Raw genomic sequence first — 15,294 nt, 5'->3', positions numbered from 1 at the left:
GATCAATTACGCAAAGGTCGTCCGGTTTCCAGCGTATGCTTGATGCGGGCCTGAGACTCCTTGGTGCGAAACAGCGCCATGAAGGCCTCGCGTTCCAGCGCCATCACATCGGTCTCGCTCACCGGATCAATGATATCCGCATCACCGCCGGTCAGTACCCGTGCCAGATGGGTCGAAACCGTCACATCATGCGCGGTGGCGATGCCCTTCTTGCGGAATTCCGCCACCGCCATTGCCAATCCCACCCGGCCGGATTCTCCTGGCAGTTGCAGCACGACAGGCTCGGGCGGCCGATAGCCTGCCACCTTCGCCAAGGCCAACGCCTTGGCATCCGCCAACACGCGCATTCGATTCATCGTGATCCCATCGTCAGGTTTCAGAAATTTCAAATCCTTCGCATCCGCCGCCGAGGTCGAGACTTTTGCGGTCGAGACCATCTCAAACACTTTGGCTACTGCGGGCATCGGCCCCTTTGGCGTGTCCTTCGGGGTCTGCCAGCGCGCCAGCATCGCCGCACATCCGCCCCACCCTGGCACCAGCCCGACTCCGCATTCGACCAGCCCGATATAGGTCTCGGCATGGGCCTGCACCGCCGTGCAGTGCAGCAAAATCTCGCTACCGCCCCCCAATGCGCGTCCCGCCGGCGCACCGACCACGGGGAACGGCGCGTAGCGCAATGCCTGGTAGGTTTTCTGACCGTCCTTGATACTTCCTTCGATCTTGCCCCACATCCGCAAATTCGCGGCAAACACCGCAAGTCCGAGATTGGCGCCGACCGAGAAATTCTCGCGCCCCGGTCCCGCACGCAGATTTTCGGTATAGATCACCAGCGCCTGATAACTCTTGGCTACCAGTGCAATTGTTTTATCAAGCAGCGATAGAATATCGCCATCCAGCGAATTCATGATCGAGTGGAACTCAAAGCACAGAACACCATCACCGATGTCCCACACCGACGCCGATTTGTTGGTCAGCACCGGCTTCTGGCCGCGCTTGATATCTTCGAGCAGGACAACGCCCGCAGGCCGCCGCACCGGGCGATAGGTGCCCGCGCTGTCGAACTGCATCAAGGTGCCGTCGACGGTTTTATAAAAACTGCCGCTACCCAGTTTTGCGAGAATCGGCGGTACAGCAATACCGAGCGCACCCAGCCGCTCGGCAATCCACGCCGCGCCAAGCTTGTCGATCAACTCGAACGGCCCGTATTTCCAAGTATAGCCCAGCCGCATGGCCTCATCGATGTCGCTGATGTCGTCGGCAATCTCGGGTACGAGTGCCGCCGCATAGGCCAAAACCCGTCCGAGCACGCCCCAGGCATATTGACCTGCAACGCTCTTGGCGCCCACCAGTTTCTTCAGGTCCTTTTTGGCGTCTTTCACCTCGGCGATGTCGGATTTCGCGGTCTCGCGCCATTCCAGCACGCCGCCGGCTGCCGCCTTGAGCGACAGCGTCTCGCGCAACGCCTCTGTCCCCCGGCCGCTGCGGCGATAAAACCCGCCCTTGCCTTTTCGCCCGGTATAGCCTTGATCGATCATCATCCCGATCATCGGCATATCCCGATTCATCGTATGGAACGCATCTCCTGGCGGCAGCAAGCGCGCGAGCGATGCGTTGACATGCGGCCCGAGATCGATCCCCACCAGATCCATCAACCCGAACACGCCGGTCGACGGAAACCCCATTGGTTTGCCCATGATCGCGTCAGCGTCCTCGATTTCGAGGCCCATCTCCATTGCCAGCACCAGCGCCGTCTGAATCCAGTAGGTTCCAATCCGATTGGCGATGAAGCCTGGCGTATCACGGCACACGACCACCGATTTGCCGAGCATCACATCGCAAAAACGCGTGATCGCCTCGATGGTTTCTGCATGCGTCTCAGCGCCGGTCACCAATTCGAGCAATCGCATGTAGCGCGGCGGATTAAAGAAATGCGTGATCACGAAATCCGGCCGCAGACTTGCCGGCATCGCCAGCATCAGTTCGGCAAGCGGAATCGTGGATGTGTTGGATGACACCACCGAACCCGGTTTCCGTACGGCCGCCAGACGCGCATATAGCGCCTGTTTGACATCGAGCCGCTCGATGACCGCCTCGACGATCCAGTCGCATTCGGCCAGACGCGCGAAATCATCCTCGGTATTGCCGGGCGTGATCAGTCGTGCCGCCTTCGGTGACATCAGCGGCGCCGGTTCGATTTTTTTGAACCGCTCGATCGCCCCTTTGGCAATCGCATTGCGGTCCGCGCTGCCAGGCTTGACGATATCCAGCAGCATGACCTTCACACCGGCATTGGCGACATGCGCGGCAATCGCCGCGCCCATCACGCCCGCGCCGATCACCGCAACCGATTTGATTTCGGACATCAAACCGCCTCCAGCACCGTGGCAATGCCCTGCCCACCGCCGATGCACTGCGTTGCCAGTGCATACCGCCCGCCCTGACGCTGGAGAAGTTGCGCCGCCTTGCCGGTAATCCGCGCCCCGGTCGCGCCGAGCGGATGACCAAGGGCGATGGCCCCGCCATCAAGATTGACGCGCGCGGCATCAAGCTCAAGTTCGCGCATGCAAGCCAAGGCCTGCGAGGCGAAAGCTTCGTTCAACTCGACCACATCGATCTCGTGCGCCGTGATTCCCGCCCGCGCCAGCGCCTTGCGCGACGCCGCGACCGGACCGATGCCCATGATGTCCGGCGCGCAACCGGCCACCGCCACCGCGGCGATACGCGCCATCACGGCCAGACCATGCGTGCGCGCATACTCTTCCGAACAGACCAGTACCGCTGAGGCGCCATCGGTCAGCGGCGAGGATGTACCCGCGGTTACGGTGCCATTGGCATCGAACGCCGGCTTCAAACCGGCAAGCCCCTCGCGCGACGCATCGTGGCGAATGCATTCGTCCTGGGTCGCGTTTGCCTTGCTTAGCGTGATCGGTGCGATTTCATCGGCCAGACGCCCCGCCGTCTGCGCGGCCGATGCCTTCATATGGCTCGACAGCGCGAACTCCTCCTGTGCTTCGCGGGTAATCTGCCAGCGCTGGGCGACATTTTCGGCGGTATCACCCATTCCCATGTAGGCCGCGGGGTTTTTCGCATAGAGTGCGGGCGAGGGCATCGGGTTGTATCCACCCATCGGCACCCGCGTCATGCTCTCCACACCCGCCGCAATGAACGCCTCGCCCGCGCCCATCGCGATTGAGCCCGCCGCCATATGGATCGAATACATCGATGAGCCGCAGAACCGATTGACCGTGGCGCCTGCGACGGTAATCGGCAGATCTGCCAGCAGCGCAATCAACCGCGCCACGTTCAGCCCCTGCTCGGCCTCGGGAAATGCGCAGCCGACAATGATATCCTCGATATCGGCTGGGTTGACCTTGCTGCGCGCCACCAACGCACGCACCACGTCCGCGGCCATTTCATCAGGACGCACCCGTGTCAGGCCGCCCTTACGGGCGGGCGTGAACGGGGAACGGACATAACCGGCAATGACAGCTTTGATCATGGAAGGGACTGGCTCCTGGGAATTTTATTTTTGCAGTTTCTGGATCGCCATTTCCGACTGGCGTTCGATGTCACCAAGCTCGGCGAGGCTTTGTTCAAGTGCCGCCCGCTGCTCCTGCAATTTTGCGATCCGCTTGCGCACCGCAGCCAACAACTGGCGTACCTGGGTGTGCTGCGTCGGATCGATATCGTATAGATCGAGATAGTCCTTGATTTCACGCAACGAAAAGCCCAGACGCTTGCCGCGCAGAATCAGCATCAGTCGGGCCCTGTCGCGCGGCGTATAGACCCGCGTGGTGCCGGCCCGGCTCGGGTTGACCAGCCCCTTGTCCTCGTAGAAGCGAATGGTTCGCGCAGTCACGCCAAGCTGACGAGCCAATTGGCTGACCGAATACAGCGCGCGTGGTGTTCCGCCGGCATCCGCAACTTCCTGCTCATGGCGTGCGTGCAGCGCAGCCATTGCCGGACTCTCAGTCGTCAATACAGTCATGCCCAATCCTGGATATTTTGAAACAAAGTTTCGGGTTTCCGTATTGATGAACATGGACGATTCCGCGCGTTTACGCAAAGAGGATCGCTATTACGTATAGGACATGCCCTTCTGTTTGTCCAGCGCCCGGTGCTGGCGTCAGGCGAAGGCGGCAAGGCCTTCTTTTTTGAAAAAAAGAAGCAAAAAACTTTTATTCGTCTGGGCCCGTGCCGATGAAACCGCCTGTACCTGAATTCAAAAAAGTTTTTTGCTGCTTTTTTCCAAAAAAGCAGTCTCACTTCGCCTAGATCTTGGCCTGCGCTTTAGCCACTTCCTCAGCCACCAGCTCCTTTTTCGATAATTTGCCTACCATCGTCTTCGGCAGGCTCTCGCGAATTTCGACAGTCTTTGGAATCTCGATCCGGTTCAAATGTGTTTTGAGAAATTGGAGTATCTCAGCCTCGGTTGCGGCCGTTCCGGGCCGCAACGTGACGAACAGTTTGGGCGCCTGGCCACGATACCCATCGGGGATGCCGATCGCCACGGCATCCTGCACGGAAGGATGTTGATATGCGGCCTCCTCGATCACCCTTGGGTACACATTGAACCCGCCGCACAGGATCAAATCCTTGATCCGATCGACGATGAACAAATGTCCATCCTCATCCAGATATCCGATATCGCCGGTCCGCAACGCACCATTGACAAAACTCGCCGCCGTCTCCTCCGGCCGGTGATAATAGCCGCGCATCACCTGCGGCCCGCGCACGCAAATCTCGCCGCGCGCGCCTTGCGCGAGCACGACTTCCGGGTGGTCCGGGTCACGGATCTCCACCATGGTACCCGGCAGCGCTTGGCCAACCGAGCCAATCTTCACATGGTCGGGGCGCGTCGCGGTCACGATCGGCGAGGTTTCGGACAACCCGTACCCTTCCAGAATGGGGCAGCGCGATAGGTGCTCAAACCGCTCCATCCCCTCGAGCGACATCGGAGCGCCACCGGACATGCAGAACTTGATAAACGATAAATCCGTCCCACCGCCGGCAGCGTTGCAAATTGCTGTGTACAGTGTCGGCACGCCCGGAAGCATGGTCGGGCGCTTGCGCGTAATCGTCGTCATCAGCAGCTTCATGTCCAGCCTGGGCATCAGGATCAGTTCGGCGCCGATCGCGACACCCAGATTCATCACGGCGGTCATCGCGAATACATGAAACAGGGGCAAAACGCCGATGATCCGCTCGGTGCCGCGACCGATCGTTGGGCTTGCCGCCAGAACCTGCTGAATATTGGCGGTGATATTGCCATGCGTCAGCATCGCGGCCTTCGGTGTGCCCGTGGTGCCGCCGGTATATTGCAGCACCGCGATATCGTGGATAGGATCGATCACGACCGGCGTTGGCTTCGCTGCCCCTGCAATCAACTCATCAAATCGCAGATATGCCTTCCCATCGGGAATGGCGGCCAGATCCCTGGCCTTGAATGCACGGAACAGCCATGCTTTCAGCAGGGGCAACGCATCCGCCATTGAACAAACGATCACGCGGTCCAGCAACCCCTGGTCCACCAACGGGCCGATCTTTGCCTGGATCATCGCGAGATCCAGCGTCACGATCATTCGCGTGCCGGAATCCTTGATCTGCCCGGCCAGTTCCCGCTCTGTGTAAAGCGGGTTGAAATTCACCACTGTGCCGCCTGCTTTCAGGATCGCGAAATACAGGATCACCGAATACGGCGTGTTTGGCAGGCACAGGCCGACGCACACGCCTTTGCCCACCCCCAGCGCCTGTAACCCCGCGGCCGCACGGTCGGCCAGATCCGCCACCGTTCCCCATGTCTGGCCACGCCCGAGAAAATCGACCGCGGGGTGCCCGGCAAACCGGCGCGCCGCATCATCGAGCAAATCACCGACCGGCGCGGGGAGGGCAACGAAATCGACATCGGCATGGTGAATGGCAGCGTCCATCCTGGCTTCCTCCTAAGTCGGCGGGATCCTGCCAAACGGAATGTTACTCTATCGTATTGGAGGATCTATTGCCGTTAACGTTAATACTAGCAAGCCGACGCGGCAGAGACAAGGATGGCAGACAGGCAAAAAAAAACGGGGCCCAGAGGACCCCGTCATCGGCACTCCGAAGTCAGAAACTTCAGACGGCTTTCAGGTTGATGGCGGCAGCCTTGCCCCGTTCCATCGCGATTTCGTATGAGACTTTCTGGCCTTCATTCAGGCCGCGCATGCCCGCTGCCTGAACTGCCGTGATATGAACGAATACATCCTTGCCGCCATCCTGCGGTACGATGAATCCGAAACCTTTTGTGGTGTTAAACCACTTGACAGTGCCGATCGCCATTGTTGCGTCGTCGCTCCTAAGACACACCCACCGTGCGACCGCCGCACGGCTCAAGAGGGACAACCGGGTTTTGGACGTCTTGGCCGCGTACGGAAACCCGTCTCGTGCAACAAGGCAAGCCAAAGTCGATTGCACAGTTAATGACGCAGAAAGATGCGTGCCTGTCAACGCGAATACGCATGGCTCGTGCAATGGAGCCACCCTTTCCCGCAACGCGTGACAATATTCCCGCTGAAGGTCCCATTTGCACCCAAACCGACGACCGGCGATAAACACAGCGGTCTGTTCCAGGGAGGATAATTCGTGATCGTATCAGAAAAATTTGAGACAATTTCCGCTCAGAAAAGCTTTGGCGGCACGCAGAGCGTGTGCCGCCATGACTCGACGGAAACCGGATGCTCGATGCGATTTGGCGTATTCCTACCACCCCAGGCCGCTGACGGGCCGGTACCTGCCCTCTACTACCTTGCCGGTCTCACGTGCACCGAAGAGAATTTCGTGGTTAAAGCCGGTGCGCAGCGCATCGCCGCCGAACTCGGCATCGCGCTGATCGCGCCCGACACCTCGCCGCGCGGCCTCAACTATCCTGGTGAAGACGATGCCTACGATTTCGGCTCCGGCGCCGGCTTTTATGTCGATGCGACCGAACCGCCATGGCAGTCCGGCTATCGCATGTATTCCTACATCAGCCGCGAGCTCCCCGCTCTGCTGAACGCCGAACTGCCGATCGATCCCGCCCGCGTTGGCATCTTTGGTCACTCGATGGGCGGCCACGGCGCATTGACCATAGCGCTCAAACATCCCGAAATCTTCAAATCGGTCTCCGCCTTCGCGCCCATCGTCTCGCCGATGCGCTGCCCCTGGGGCGAAAAGGCGCTGACCGGTTACCTCGGCACTGACCGCAGTGTCTGGCGCGCCTACGATGCGACCGCCCTGATCGAAGAGCGCGGCTGGGCCGGCCCGCCGATCCTGATCGATCAAGGCACCGCAGATCCCTTTCTCGCGCGCGAACTCAAACCCGAATTGCTCCGCGCAGCGTGCGCCGCAAAAACGATCCCGCTCGATCTGCGGATGCAGGATGGTTACGACCATTCGTATTTTTTTATCGCAACCTTCGTGGACGATCATGTACGCCACCACGCCAATTATTTGTGACGCGCTGGCGCGGTGCCTTAGTCCGGTTTAGCACCATCAATGCTGTTTTCCAGGACCGCACCGCTCTTCGCATCGACGCCGACCTCATGCGTGGCACCTGCCACCGTGATGTCGAACGAATACCGCAGACCCGAACCGCCGCTTTCACGCTCCAATTCCATGTCGGTGACGGTGCCGGCTTGCGCCTTCAATGCAATCGTCTGCGCCTGGGCTGGCGTGATCGACGCATCCTTCTGCAAACTCTGGCCCGTATAGGCGAGGGCCGCGCCGCATGACGCAAGCGACAAAAGAGTGCCAAGCCCGATGGTGCTGATCGATAGCGCGTGTTTGGTCATTGATCTCTCCTGATGCAGCGGCCGATGCCTGGCCGCATCGCCAGAGAACACGTGGCGTCCGACCAGATCATGTCGCCATCTGTGTCGATCGGTAACACGCCACGTCAGGCGTCCGACTCACCCGCGAGCGCAACGACACGCTTCTGCACCCCCCATACACGTTTGCCAGTCAGAAAATATACCCAGCCCCAGCCTGCACCAAGGTGTCGGAACAGCTGAAAGCTGAACGGTTCGATCACGGCGGCCAAAATCGCCAAGCCCGGCTTCGCCTGGGTCCGCCCACCCACCCAGTTGCGATACAAATGCACCGACCAGCCATGAAACCCGAGATCGATCACGATCTTGCCCAGAATGAACCCACCGACCGGAATCAGCATCGTGACCCGGCCGGTGCCGATGTACCACAGCAGCAGCGCGAACGCGCACAGCCCATAGATCGGCTGCATGGTATCGATGGCTTTGACCGGCAACATCCACGTCCCCAACCGCCGGTAGCGCGCCGCCCCCACCATGTCGCGATACCAGAACTGGGTCTGCAGAAATCCGCCGAACCAGCGCCGGCGCTGGCGCAGAAACGCGGGCAGGCTGCCAGGCGCCGAGGTTCGCCCCCGCGCGGCACCGATCACCGCGCTACGCCAACCCAACCCGTGCAGAAACCCGTAGCGGCGAAGCCGATGGATCAATTCATAATCCTCGACTAGGCAATCCGGATCGAATCCGCCCACCAGCGCCAGGGCATCGCGCCGGAACCCGGCGAACGCGCCTGAAATCAGCAACAGGCTGTCCTGGCGCATCCATGCGTAGCGCGAGAGAAAATTACGGATATATTCATATGTCTGAAACCACTCGAACACCCGCCCGCTCAGGCTGGAATCGCATACCGGCGTCAATACTCCGGTCGCCGCCACCAAGCCCGGCGTGGTCGCGAACGCTGCGCGCATTGCCCCGATCGCGTCGCCATCCAGGATGGTATCGGCATCCACGGTCAGAACTAGATCGGTCTTGAGATGAACCAGACTGGCGTTCAGCGCCACCGCCTTACCGCCATGCGGCAGGCGCAACCAACGCAGTTGTGGCACGATGGGGCTTGGGGCGCTGATCGCGCCCGTCAGCGGCGGCTCGAGGCGGTAGACCGATCGCATCACGGCGGCTGTGCCATCGGTCGAGCCATCATCGGCGATCACGATTACCTCGGGCGGATCGCTCTGCCCGATCAACCCGGCGACCGTCGCCTCGACCACCGATGCTTCGTTATAGGCAGCAACAATCACCCCCAGCGTCGGCCGGACCCCGACCGGCGCGGGCATTCCGGTCGCCTTGCGCAATGGCCACGTCTGCCAGACGGTAAACGCCAGCAACACCGTATCATACGCGATATAGACAATCCCGACTGACCAGCCCGAAATACCGCGCGCGAAAAACGCATTTGCAAACAACACGACCCAGACGGCCATGACGGCGCCATGGATCGCCACACTGCGCCACGGCGTCGGTGGCGGTGTCCAGCGCGGCGAATTCATCCGGAGCATCGGGTTCAAGGTATCTGGCACGGGTTCTATCCTCATCACGATCGATTGCGCGTCACATGAGGTGGCTTGACGACCTGCCAAGCAGCCCCAACGAATGGGAGTCACTGCCGGAGCATCCCGATGACCGACGCCGAAAAATACACCCGCACCGCCGTCTTGCTGCATTGGGGCATCGCATTTTTCATTCTGGTGAATGTCATCCTCGGGCTCGGTGCCAATTACGCCCCCATCAGCTGGCAACGACCGATGATTGATCTGCATAAATCGATCGGCATCACCGTGCTGTTCCTCGTATTCGCCCGCATCGCCTGGCGTCTGACCCACAAACCACCCACTATGCCGATTAGCTACGCGCCGTGGGAACGCACCCTCGCCCACACCGTTCACTACGCTCTTTATCTGCTGATCCTTGCTCTGCCGATCACCGGCTGGATCCACGATTCCGCGTGGAGCGCCGCTGCCAGCCATCCGCTCAAACTATTCTGGATCATTCCCTGGTTCCGCCTCGGCATCATCACCACCATCCCTGCCGCCACCAAACACGCTTTCCACATCTGGTTCGGCGCTATCCACACTTACCTCGGCTACGCCCTCTACACCCTCGTCGTTGCCCACATCGCCGGCGCCCTGAAACACCAATTGCTCGACCGCCGCCCGGAATTGCAGCGCATGTGGCGATAGCCCATAATGGGCGGCCACTCCCAGGCACTCACCATCAGGGACATGCGACATGGGCGAGCGATTGACGATCGGGGAAGCAGCGGCAGCAAGCGGCGCTTCCGCCAAAATGATCCGGCATTACGAGTCGATCGGATTGATTGAGGCGCCTGTCCGCGGTGAGAATAATTATCGGTTCTACGACCCGCGACTGATCCATGAGCTGGGCTTCATCCATCGCGCCCGGGATCTGGGATTTTCGATTGCGGATATCCGGGTGCTGTTGTCGTTATGGCGCGACCGGCAACGGCCATCGGGCGAGGTGAAAGCGGTCGCGCTGGCGCATTTGGCTGCGCTGGACGCGAAGGTGGCCGGTTTACAGGCGATGAGCGCGCAATTGCGCCACCTGGTGGTCTGTTGCCATGGCGACAACCGACCGGATTGTCCAATCCTTGATGATCTCGCGGCGCAGGGGAATCGCGCTACGGCCTTCTGATGGTCGTGCGTTAACGAAACCGATCGGCTGCATCGTCCTTCACAGGCGCACGCAATCGAGCAGGTAAGTGCCGTCCGCATCCTTGCGAACGCCATGGATATCGGCCTCGAATCCAGGAAACTGCCGGTCCCAGGCCGCTGCAAAGCGGAGATATTCAATAATCAACGGTGAGGACACGCGTTCCCCCGGCACGATCAGTGCAATGCCCGGCGGATAGGGCACCACCATCCGTGCCAGCACCCGGCCGTGCAGCGCATCGAGCCTTACCTGTTCGACGCGGCCGCCGGCGAGTTCGGCGTGCGCCTGCTGCGGCGTCAGCACCTGTTCGGGCAGGGTTTCGAACATCGCATTCTGAATCGCGAGAACCCGGCCATCCTGATAGACCGCGTGCTGCGCGGCGCAGAGATCGCGCAAGCCCATACGCTCATATACGCGCGATCCGCGAACCAGGTCGGGCATCACGTCGGCCAGCGGCGTATTCGCCGCATAATGCGCGCGAAACGCAAGCAATTCAGTGACCAGATTGCTCCATTTGCCGCGCGAGACGCCGAGGGTGAACAGGATCAGGAAATGATACGTGCCGATCTTTTCAACGACGATGCCGCGCGACCACAGAAATTTCGCAACGATCGGCGCCGGAATGCCATCCTCATCACCCAGACCCGGGCACAGAATGGTCACCTTCATCGGGTCCAGCAGCGAAAACCCGTCGGTGATATCGGCAAACCCGTGCCAGGCGTCGCCGGGTTTCAGGGTCCAATCCGCCTGGTCGAACCCGGCATCCGGCGGTTCCCATAGCTTGAACCACCAATCGCCGCGCCCCGCGAAATTATCGCCCAGCGCCGCGATGCTGCGCCGAAAGGCGGCTGCCTCATGCAGGGTTTCGTCAACCAGCGTACGGCCCGCCTTCCCCCGCATCATCCGCGCCGCCACATCGCACGATGCTATGATGCCGTACCAGGGCGAGGTGCTGGAATGCATCATGAACGCCTCGTTGAACCGGTCAGGATCGAGTTTTTGCGCCAAACCCTCTTTCAGATGCACCATTGACGCCTGGGATATCGCAGCCAGGACCTTGTGGGTCGATTGCGTCGAGAACACCAAGGGCTCGACCGGCCCGGCTCCGTCGCTCATTGCGTAAAATCCACGATAAAACTCATGAAAATGCGCCTGGGCCAGCCAGGCCTCGTCGAAATGCACGGCATCGGCCACCGGCGCCAATGCGAGCTTTACCGCGTCCGCGTTGATGCACAGACCATCGTAGGTCGAGTTGGTTACCGTTGCGATCCGGATGCGCCCGCCCGCCTGCGCCGCAATCGCCGCCGCTTCGAATTGCGCACGGGGGATCGGGCCGATAATGCCGTATGCGTTACGGCTCGGCCGCAGATAGATCGGGCTCGCCCCGGTCATGATCAGCGCATGCACGATCGATTTATGGCAATTCCGGTCCACCAGAACCTTGTCGCCGGGCCCGACCAGACCGCTCCAGACGATCTTATTGGCCGATGAGGTGCCGTTGGTGACGAAAAAGGTCGAATCTGCCCCAAAACTCTGTGCTGCCTCACGCTCAGCCTCGCGCACCGGACCGGCATGATCGAGCAAGGAACCCAACTCCGGCACCGAGACCGACAAATCCGCCCGCAACGCCGTCTCGCCAAAAAACCGATGAAACGCCTGGCCCACCGGCGAGCGCATGAAGGCGACCCCGCCGCCATGACCGGGCGTGTGCCACGAATACTTCGCCGCGTCGGTGTAGCGCGCCAACGCCTTGAAAAACGGCGGCAACATCGCGTCCAGATACCGATGGATCGCACTCGACACATAGCCGGCCATGAACGCCGGGCTGTCTTCATGCAGATATAAATACCCATCGATCCGCTCCATCAGCGCCACCGGCGGATCATCCGGCATCCGCCGCTCACCGTACAAGAACAACGGTAGATCCGGCGCCCGTGCCAGAGCCAGGGCCACAATCCGGTCCAATGCCTCGATCAACGCATCGCGCCCGGCAAAGCCGTCGATCGACACCAGTACCGCGGATAAGCCGGTGTAGAGTACGCGGCCGGCACGCGCATCGTCGACGGTCAGCCCGGCCAGCACTGCATGGCCCCGCGCCTCGAACGCTGCGACCAGCGCCCGTACCACCCGGCCCGCCGCCGATTCGGCCGCATAATCATCGTCGACCACCGCAATCGGATAATCCTGCAAATTGCTCATCGCCTGCTCCTTATGCTCGCCGGTGTGATCGTGGCGCCCGATTATACCAGTTCGGTCGGCAGGGTAATTCGGAACAAAGTTCCGTGGTCGGACGTTGCGACGAGGTCGAGTTCGCCACCGTGGGCGCGGACAAGGTCGCGCGCGATCGCAAGACCGAGCCCGGTGCCGCCGCGGCGGGCTGAACCGGTAAAAGGACGGAATAGATTTGCGCGGGCTTGCTCGGGCAGACCGGGACCATCGTCCTCGATGTCGATAGTGACAACGCCGGCTTCGCTGGCCGCGCGCACCGTAACATGCCGCGCTCCCGCCTCAGCGGCGTTGCGGATCAGGTTGAAGAGCGCCCGGAACATCTGCGTCCGGTCCAACGGCGGGGCAAGACCGAACGGTATTTCCGCAGCGACCGTCACGGTTTCGACCTGCGCCATCACCTGTTCAGCGACTTCGCCGATCAGTTCATCCAAGGGAAATCCAGCCCGCAGCACCGCAGGCGGTCCCTCGCGCGCGAACGTCAAGGTTCGGGTGACCAGATCCGTTGCACGCTCCACCGCCGTGACCAGAGTTGTAGCCGCACGCCGTGTGCCCGGGTCCTCGCTGCCTGACAGCCGGTCCGCCACCAGCAACGCTGAGGACAGAATGTTGCGCAGATCATGGCTGATCTTGGCAACCGCCGTGCCGAGCGCCGCCAACCGCGCATTGCGCCATAAGGCAGCTCGTAACTCGGTCTGCATCGCGGTGAGTTCACTGGCGGCCAGACCAATCTCGTCATCACGCACCCGGGTGCGGCGAGGCATCACGACAGGAACCACGTGCTCGGGATCGGCCCGGAACCGCGCGATGCTCTCGGTCAAGCGGCGCATCGGCAACACCAATATGCGGTCGAGCACCAGATAGACCATCAGTCCGGTAAGCAACGCAATCGCCACAGACAATGCAGCAATATGCGCCATATACCGCCGCAAATGACTCGCCAACGTCGGATTATGGACGACAATCTGGACAATGACGCCCTTCTGCAACGGACTCGGCGACGTTACCAGAATGTCCCGCGGCTCCAGATTGAGCACCACTGCCACCGCCCGTATCATCGAACCAATCAACGTCTCATGTGCAATGTTGATCTGGCCCTCGGCATGAACCGTACCCCGCGGCGGCAACACCAGGATGCTCCGACCACCCTCGACCAACCGGATCGCCTCCGTGCCCGATAACCGCAGCAACTCGTTGCGCGTCGACAAATCGACCACACCATGCGGCGCGGTCGATACCGTCAGACCCGCAAGATGCGCCTCCGTGACCCGGTTGGTCAGCCACGCCATCCGCTCCCGTCCCAAACTCGGTAACAGAATCATCACCTCGACCAGCAACGTCACACCCACGGTCAACCACAACAACCGTGCCGACAAACTATGCCGAACCCGCCGCGCCGTCGGCTTCAACATCCGTCACTCCGGTGCGGGACAGCTACGGGGCTGATGGTTGGACCAAAGAAGGCCCGGGGGCTTTGCGCCTGGCCTTGCTTGATCCAGCCTCTAGTCACCGTGGTGGTCATGCGCCGGCGCGGCCTGCGGTGAAGAGGCGGTCGAGGAAGGCGCGGTCGGCGTTGGCGCGGGACTCAGGGGTCAGGCCGGCGAGGGCCTGGTCCGCAGTGTATTCGGTGAAGGCGAGGCTGGGGGGAAGCATGGCGCATTCGGCATCGATGGCGGTTTGGAAGGCGATTTCCTGGACACGGTTGAGGATATCGTTGGTTTGGGTGGGCACGCCGGCGCGCAGGCGGCTTTGGGCGCGGATAAGGACGAGGCGGGCTGGATTGAGGGCGAGGAGTGGCGCAAGGGGCGGGTTCCCGGAGTACGCACCGTCCCAGTAGGCGATGCCGTCGATAGTGACGGGCGGGAACAACATGGGCAGGCAGGAGGAGGCAAGCAGGGCCTCGATTGTGATGTCGTGGTTGGTAAAGATGCGGGGCCGGCCCGATTCGACGGCAGTGGCGGCGATAAACAGGCGTTTGGCGCTGGGGTGGATCAGGGCGTCGGGGTCGATCAGGTCGGCGAGGATGGGGCGCAGCGGGTTCTGGCCGAGCGGGTTGATTGTCGCGGCGCCGAACATGTTAACCAGGGCGGACATGCCTTGCATCGCAATGCTGCTGCCGAATTCGCGACCGATTTCAAAGCCGGGAATCCAGCGGTCGAGGTGGCCGGTGAGCGGGGCGAACATATTTGTGGCGACGACGCGGTCCCAGAATGCGGCCATGGCGGTGCGGGCACCGGTGGCGCCGTTTTGCACGAGGCCCTGCACGGCCATGGTGGCAAGGATAGCGCCGGAGGAGACGCCGCAGACGGCATCGAAGGTAAAGCCGGTTTCGAGCAGGGCATCGAGCACTCCCCAGGCGTAGGCGCCGTGGGAGCCGCCGCCTTGGAGAGCCAGCGCAGTGAGGCCGGCGGTTCGGACGCTTTGCTTGGTCATGACCCATAGTGTGGGCCGAACGCCGTTTCGGCAAGCGCACAGGGCTCCGGGGCGGTAAAGCGAAGGAAGGTCTTCTTTTGTGTGAACAAAAAAAGAAGTGCTTCCTTCCCCGTTGCCTCAAACCCACACC

General features: G+C 61.3%; 13 protein-coding genes. 3 read left to right on the top strand and 10 right to left on the bottom strand.

Annotated elements, in window-relative coordinates:
* Window positions 1–2: 2 nt before the first annotated feature.
* The 5 genes from AruPA_RS11570 to AruPA_RS11550 form a co-directional block, all read right to left on the bottom strand.
* Window positions 3–2,363, bottom strand: coding sequence for a 3-hydroxyacyl-CoA dehydrogenase/enoyl-CoA hydratase family protein (locus AruPA_RS11570; RefSeq protein ID WP_265636858.1), 2,361 nt, complete (start codon window positions 2,361–2,363; stop codon window positions 3–5).
* Entirely contained in the window at window positions 2,363–3,499 is a 1,137-nt protein-coding gene (locus AruPA_RS11565; RefSeq protein ID WP_265636857.1) for a thiolase family protein, read from the bottom strand. Before AruPA_RS11565 ends, AruPA_RS11570 begins: the two co-directional genes overlap by 1 nt.
* A gap of 24 nt (window positions 3,500–3,523) precedes the next feature.
* Window positions 3,524–3,958 (bottom strand): MerR family DNA-binding transcriptional regulator, encoded by a 435-nt coding sequence (locus AruPA_RS11560; RefSeq protein WP_265636911.1) that lies wholly within the window; start codon window positions 3,956–3,958, stop codon window positions 3,524–3,526.
* A gap of 313 nt (window positions 3,959–4,271) precedes the next feature.
* The gene (locus AruPA_RS11555) at window positions 4,272–5,930 is read right to left on the bottom strand and encodes a long-chain fatty acid--CoA ligase (RefSeq protein ID WP_265636856.1); all 1,659 of its coding nucleotides are present in this window, start codon (window positions 5,928–5,930) and stop codon (window positions 4,272–4,274) included.
* Between the two features lie 181 nt (window positions 5,931–6,111).
* Complete coding sequence (locus AruPA_RS11550) at window positions 6,112–6,315, bottom strand: cold-shock protein (RefSeq protein ID WP_029312631.1); 204 nt, start codon at window positions 6,313–6,315, stop codon at window positions 6,112–6,114.
* A gap of 303 nt (window positions 6,316–6,618) precedes the next feature.
* On the opposite strand from AruPA_RS11550, the gene fghA reads away from it, so the two are divergent.
* Window positions 6,619–7,470 carry an S-formylglutathione hydrolase gene (gene fghA, locus AruPA_RS11545; protein ID WP_408858596.1) on the top strand — a complete coding sequence of 284 codons (852 nt, stop codon included), beginning with the start codon at window positions 6,619–6,621 and terminating at the stop codon, window positions 7,468–7,470.
* 17 nt (window positions 7,471–7,487) lie between these two features.
* On the opposite strand, the gene AruPA_RS11540 is transcribed toward fghA, so the two are convergent.
* Window positions 7,488–7,805: a PepSY domain-containing protein gene (locus AruPA_RS11540; RefSeq protein WP_265636855.1), complete on the bottom strand. Its 318-nt coding sequence runs from the start codon at window positions 7,803–7,805 to the stop codon at window positions 7,488–7,490.
* Window positions 7,806–7,909: 104 nt separating this feature from the next.
* Window positions 7,910–9,325, bottom strand: a complete 1,416-nt coding sequence (locus tag AruPA_RS11535) for a glycosyltransferase (RefSeq protein WP_265636854.1) — start codon at window positions 9,323–9,325, stop codon at window positions 7,910–7,912.
* Between the two features lie 129 nt (window positions 9,326–9,454).
* On the opposite strand from AruPA_RS11535, the gene AruPA_RS11530 reads away from it, so the two are divergent.
* Complete coding sequence (locus AruPA_RS11530) at window positions 9,455–10,015, top strand: cytochrome b (protein ID WP_265636853.1); 561 nt, start codon at window positions 9,455–9,457, stop codon at window positions 10,013–10,015.
* A gap of 49 nt (window positions 10,016–10,064) precedes the next feature.
* Window positions 10,065–10,487, top strand: a complete 423-nt coding sequence (gene cueR, locus AruPA_RS11525) for a Cu(I)-responsive transcriptional regulator (RefSeq protein WP_265636852.1) — start codon at window positions 10,065–10,067, stop codon at window positions 10,485–10,487.
* A gap of 39 nt (window positions 10,488–10,526) precedes the next feature.
* On the opposite strand, the gene AruPA_RS11520 is transcribed toward cueR, so the two are convergent.
* The 3 genes from AruPA_RS11520 to AruPA_RS11510 all read right to left on the bottom strand — a co-directional run bounded on the left by AruPA_RS11520 (window position 10,527) and on the right by AruPA_RS11510 (window position 15,164).
* On the bottom strand, window positions 10,527–12,704 hold the full coding sequence (locus AruPA_RS11520; RefSeq protein ID WP_265636851.1) for an arginine/lysine/ornithine decarboxylase: 2,178 nt from the start codon (window positions 12,702–12,704) through the stop codon (window positions 10,527–10,529).
* A 41-nt stretch (window positions 12,705–12,745) separates the two neighbouring features.
* Window positions 12,746–14,143, bottom strand: coding sequence for a HAMP domain-containing sensor histidine kinase (locus AruPA_RS11515; RefSeq protein WP_265636850.1), 1,398 nt, complete (start codon window positions 14,141–14,143; stop codon window positions 12,746–12,748).
* Between the two features lie 106 nt (window positions 14,144–14,249).
* Window positions 14,250–15,164: a patatin-like phospholipase family protein gene (locus AruPA_RS11510; RefSeq protein ID WP_265636849.1), complete on the bottom strand. Its 915-nt coding sequence runs from the start codon at window positions 15,162–15,164 to the stop codon at window positions 14,250–14,252.
* Between the last annotated feature and the right edge of the window lie 130 nt (window positions 15,165–15,294).

This window comes from Acidiphilium sp. PA (assembly GCF_026191915.1).
Lineage (GTDB): Bacteria > Pseudomonadota > Alphaproteobacteria > Acetobacterales > Acetobacteraceae > Acidiphilium.
This window is presented reverse-complemented; position numbering and strand designations above follow the sequence as displayed.

Excerpts from the sequence above, each read along its gene's own strand:
- AruPA_RS11515 (WP_265636850.1), bottom strand. The coding sequence starts at position 14,143 with ATGTTGAAGCCGACGGCGCGGCGGGTTCGGCATAGTTTGTCGGCACGG.
- AruPA_RS11550 (WP_029312631.1), bottom strand. The coding sequence starts at position 6,315 with ATGGCGATCGGCACTGTCAAGTGGTTTAACACCACAAAAGGTTTCGGA.
- AruPA_RS11570 (WP_265636858.1), bottom strand. The coding sequence starts at position 2,363 with ATGTCCGAAATCAAATCGGTTGCGGTGATCGGCGCGGGCGTGATGGGC.
- AruPA_RS11555 (WP_265636856.1), bottom strand. The coding sequence starts at position 5,930 with ATGGACGCTGCCATTCACCATGCCGATGTCGATTTCGTTGCCCTCCCC.
- AruPA_RS11540 (WP_265636855.1), bottom strand. The coding sequence starts at position 7,805 with ATGACCAAACACGCGCTATCGATCAGCACCATCGGGCTTGGCACTCTT.
- AruPA_RS11565 (WP_265636857.1), bottom strand. The coding sequence starts at position 3,499 with ATGATCAAAGCTGTCATTGCCGGTTATGTCCGTTCCCCGTTCACGCCC.
- AruPA_RS11510 (WP_265636849.1), bottom strand. The coding sequence starts at position 15,164 with ATGACCAAGCAAAGCGTCCGAACCGCCGGCCTCACTGCGCTGGCTCTC.
- AruPA_RS11530 (WP_265636853.1), top strand. The coding sequence starts at position 9,455 with ATGACCGACGCCGAAAAATACACCCGCACCGCCGTCTTGCTGCATTGG.
- AruPA_RS11560 (WP_265636911.1), bottom strand. The coding sequence starts at position 3,958 with ATGGCTGCGCTGCACGCACGCCATGAGCAGGAAGTTGCGGATGCCGGC.
- AruPA_RS11520 (WP_265636851.1), bottom strand. The coding sequence starts at position 12,704 with ATGAGCAATTTGCAGGATTATCCGATTGCGGTGGTCGACGATGATTAT.
- cueR (WP_265636852.1), top strand. The coding sequence starts at position 10,065 with ATGGGCGAGCGATTGACGATCGGGGAAGCAGCGGCAGCAAGCGGCGCT.
- AruPA_RS11535 (WP_265636854.1), bottom strand. The coding sequence starts at position 9,325 with ATGAATTCGCCGCGCTGGACACCGCCACCGACGCCGTGGCGCAGTGTG.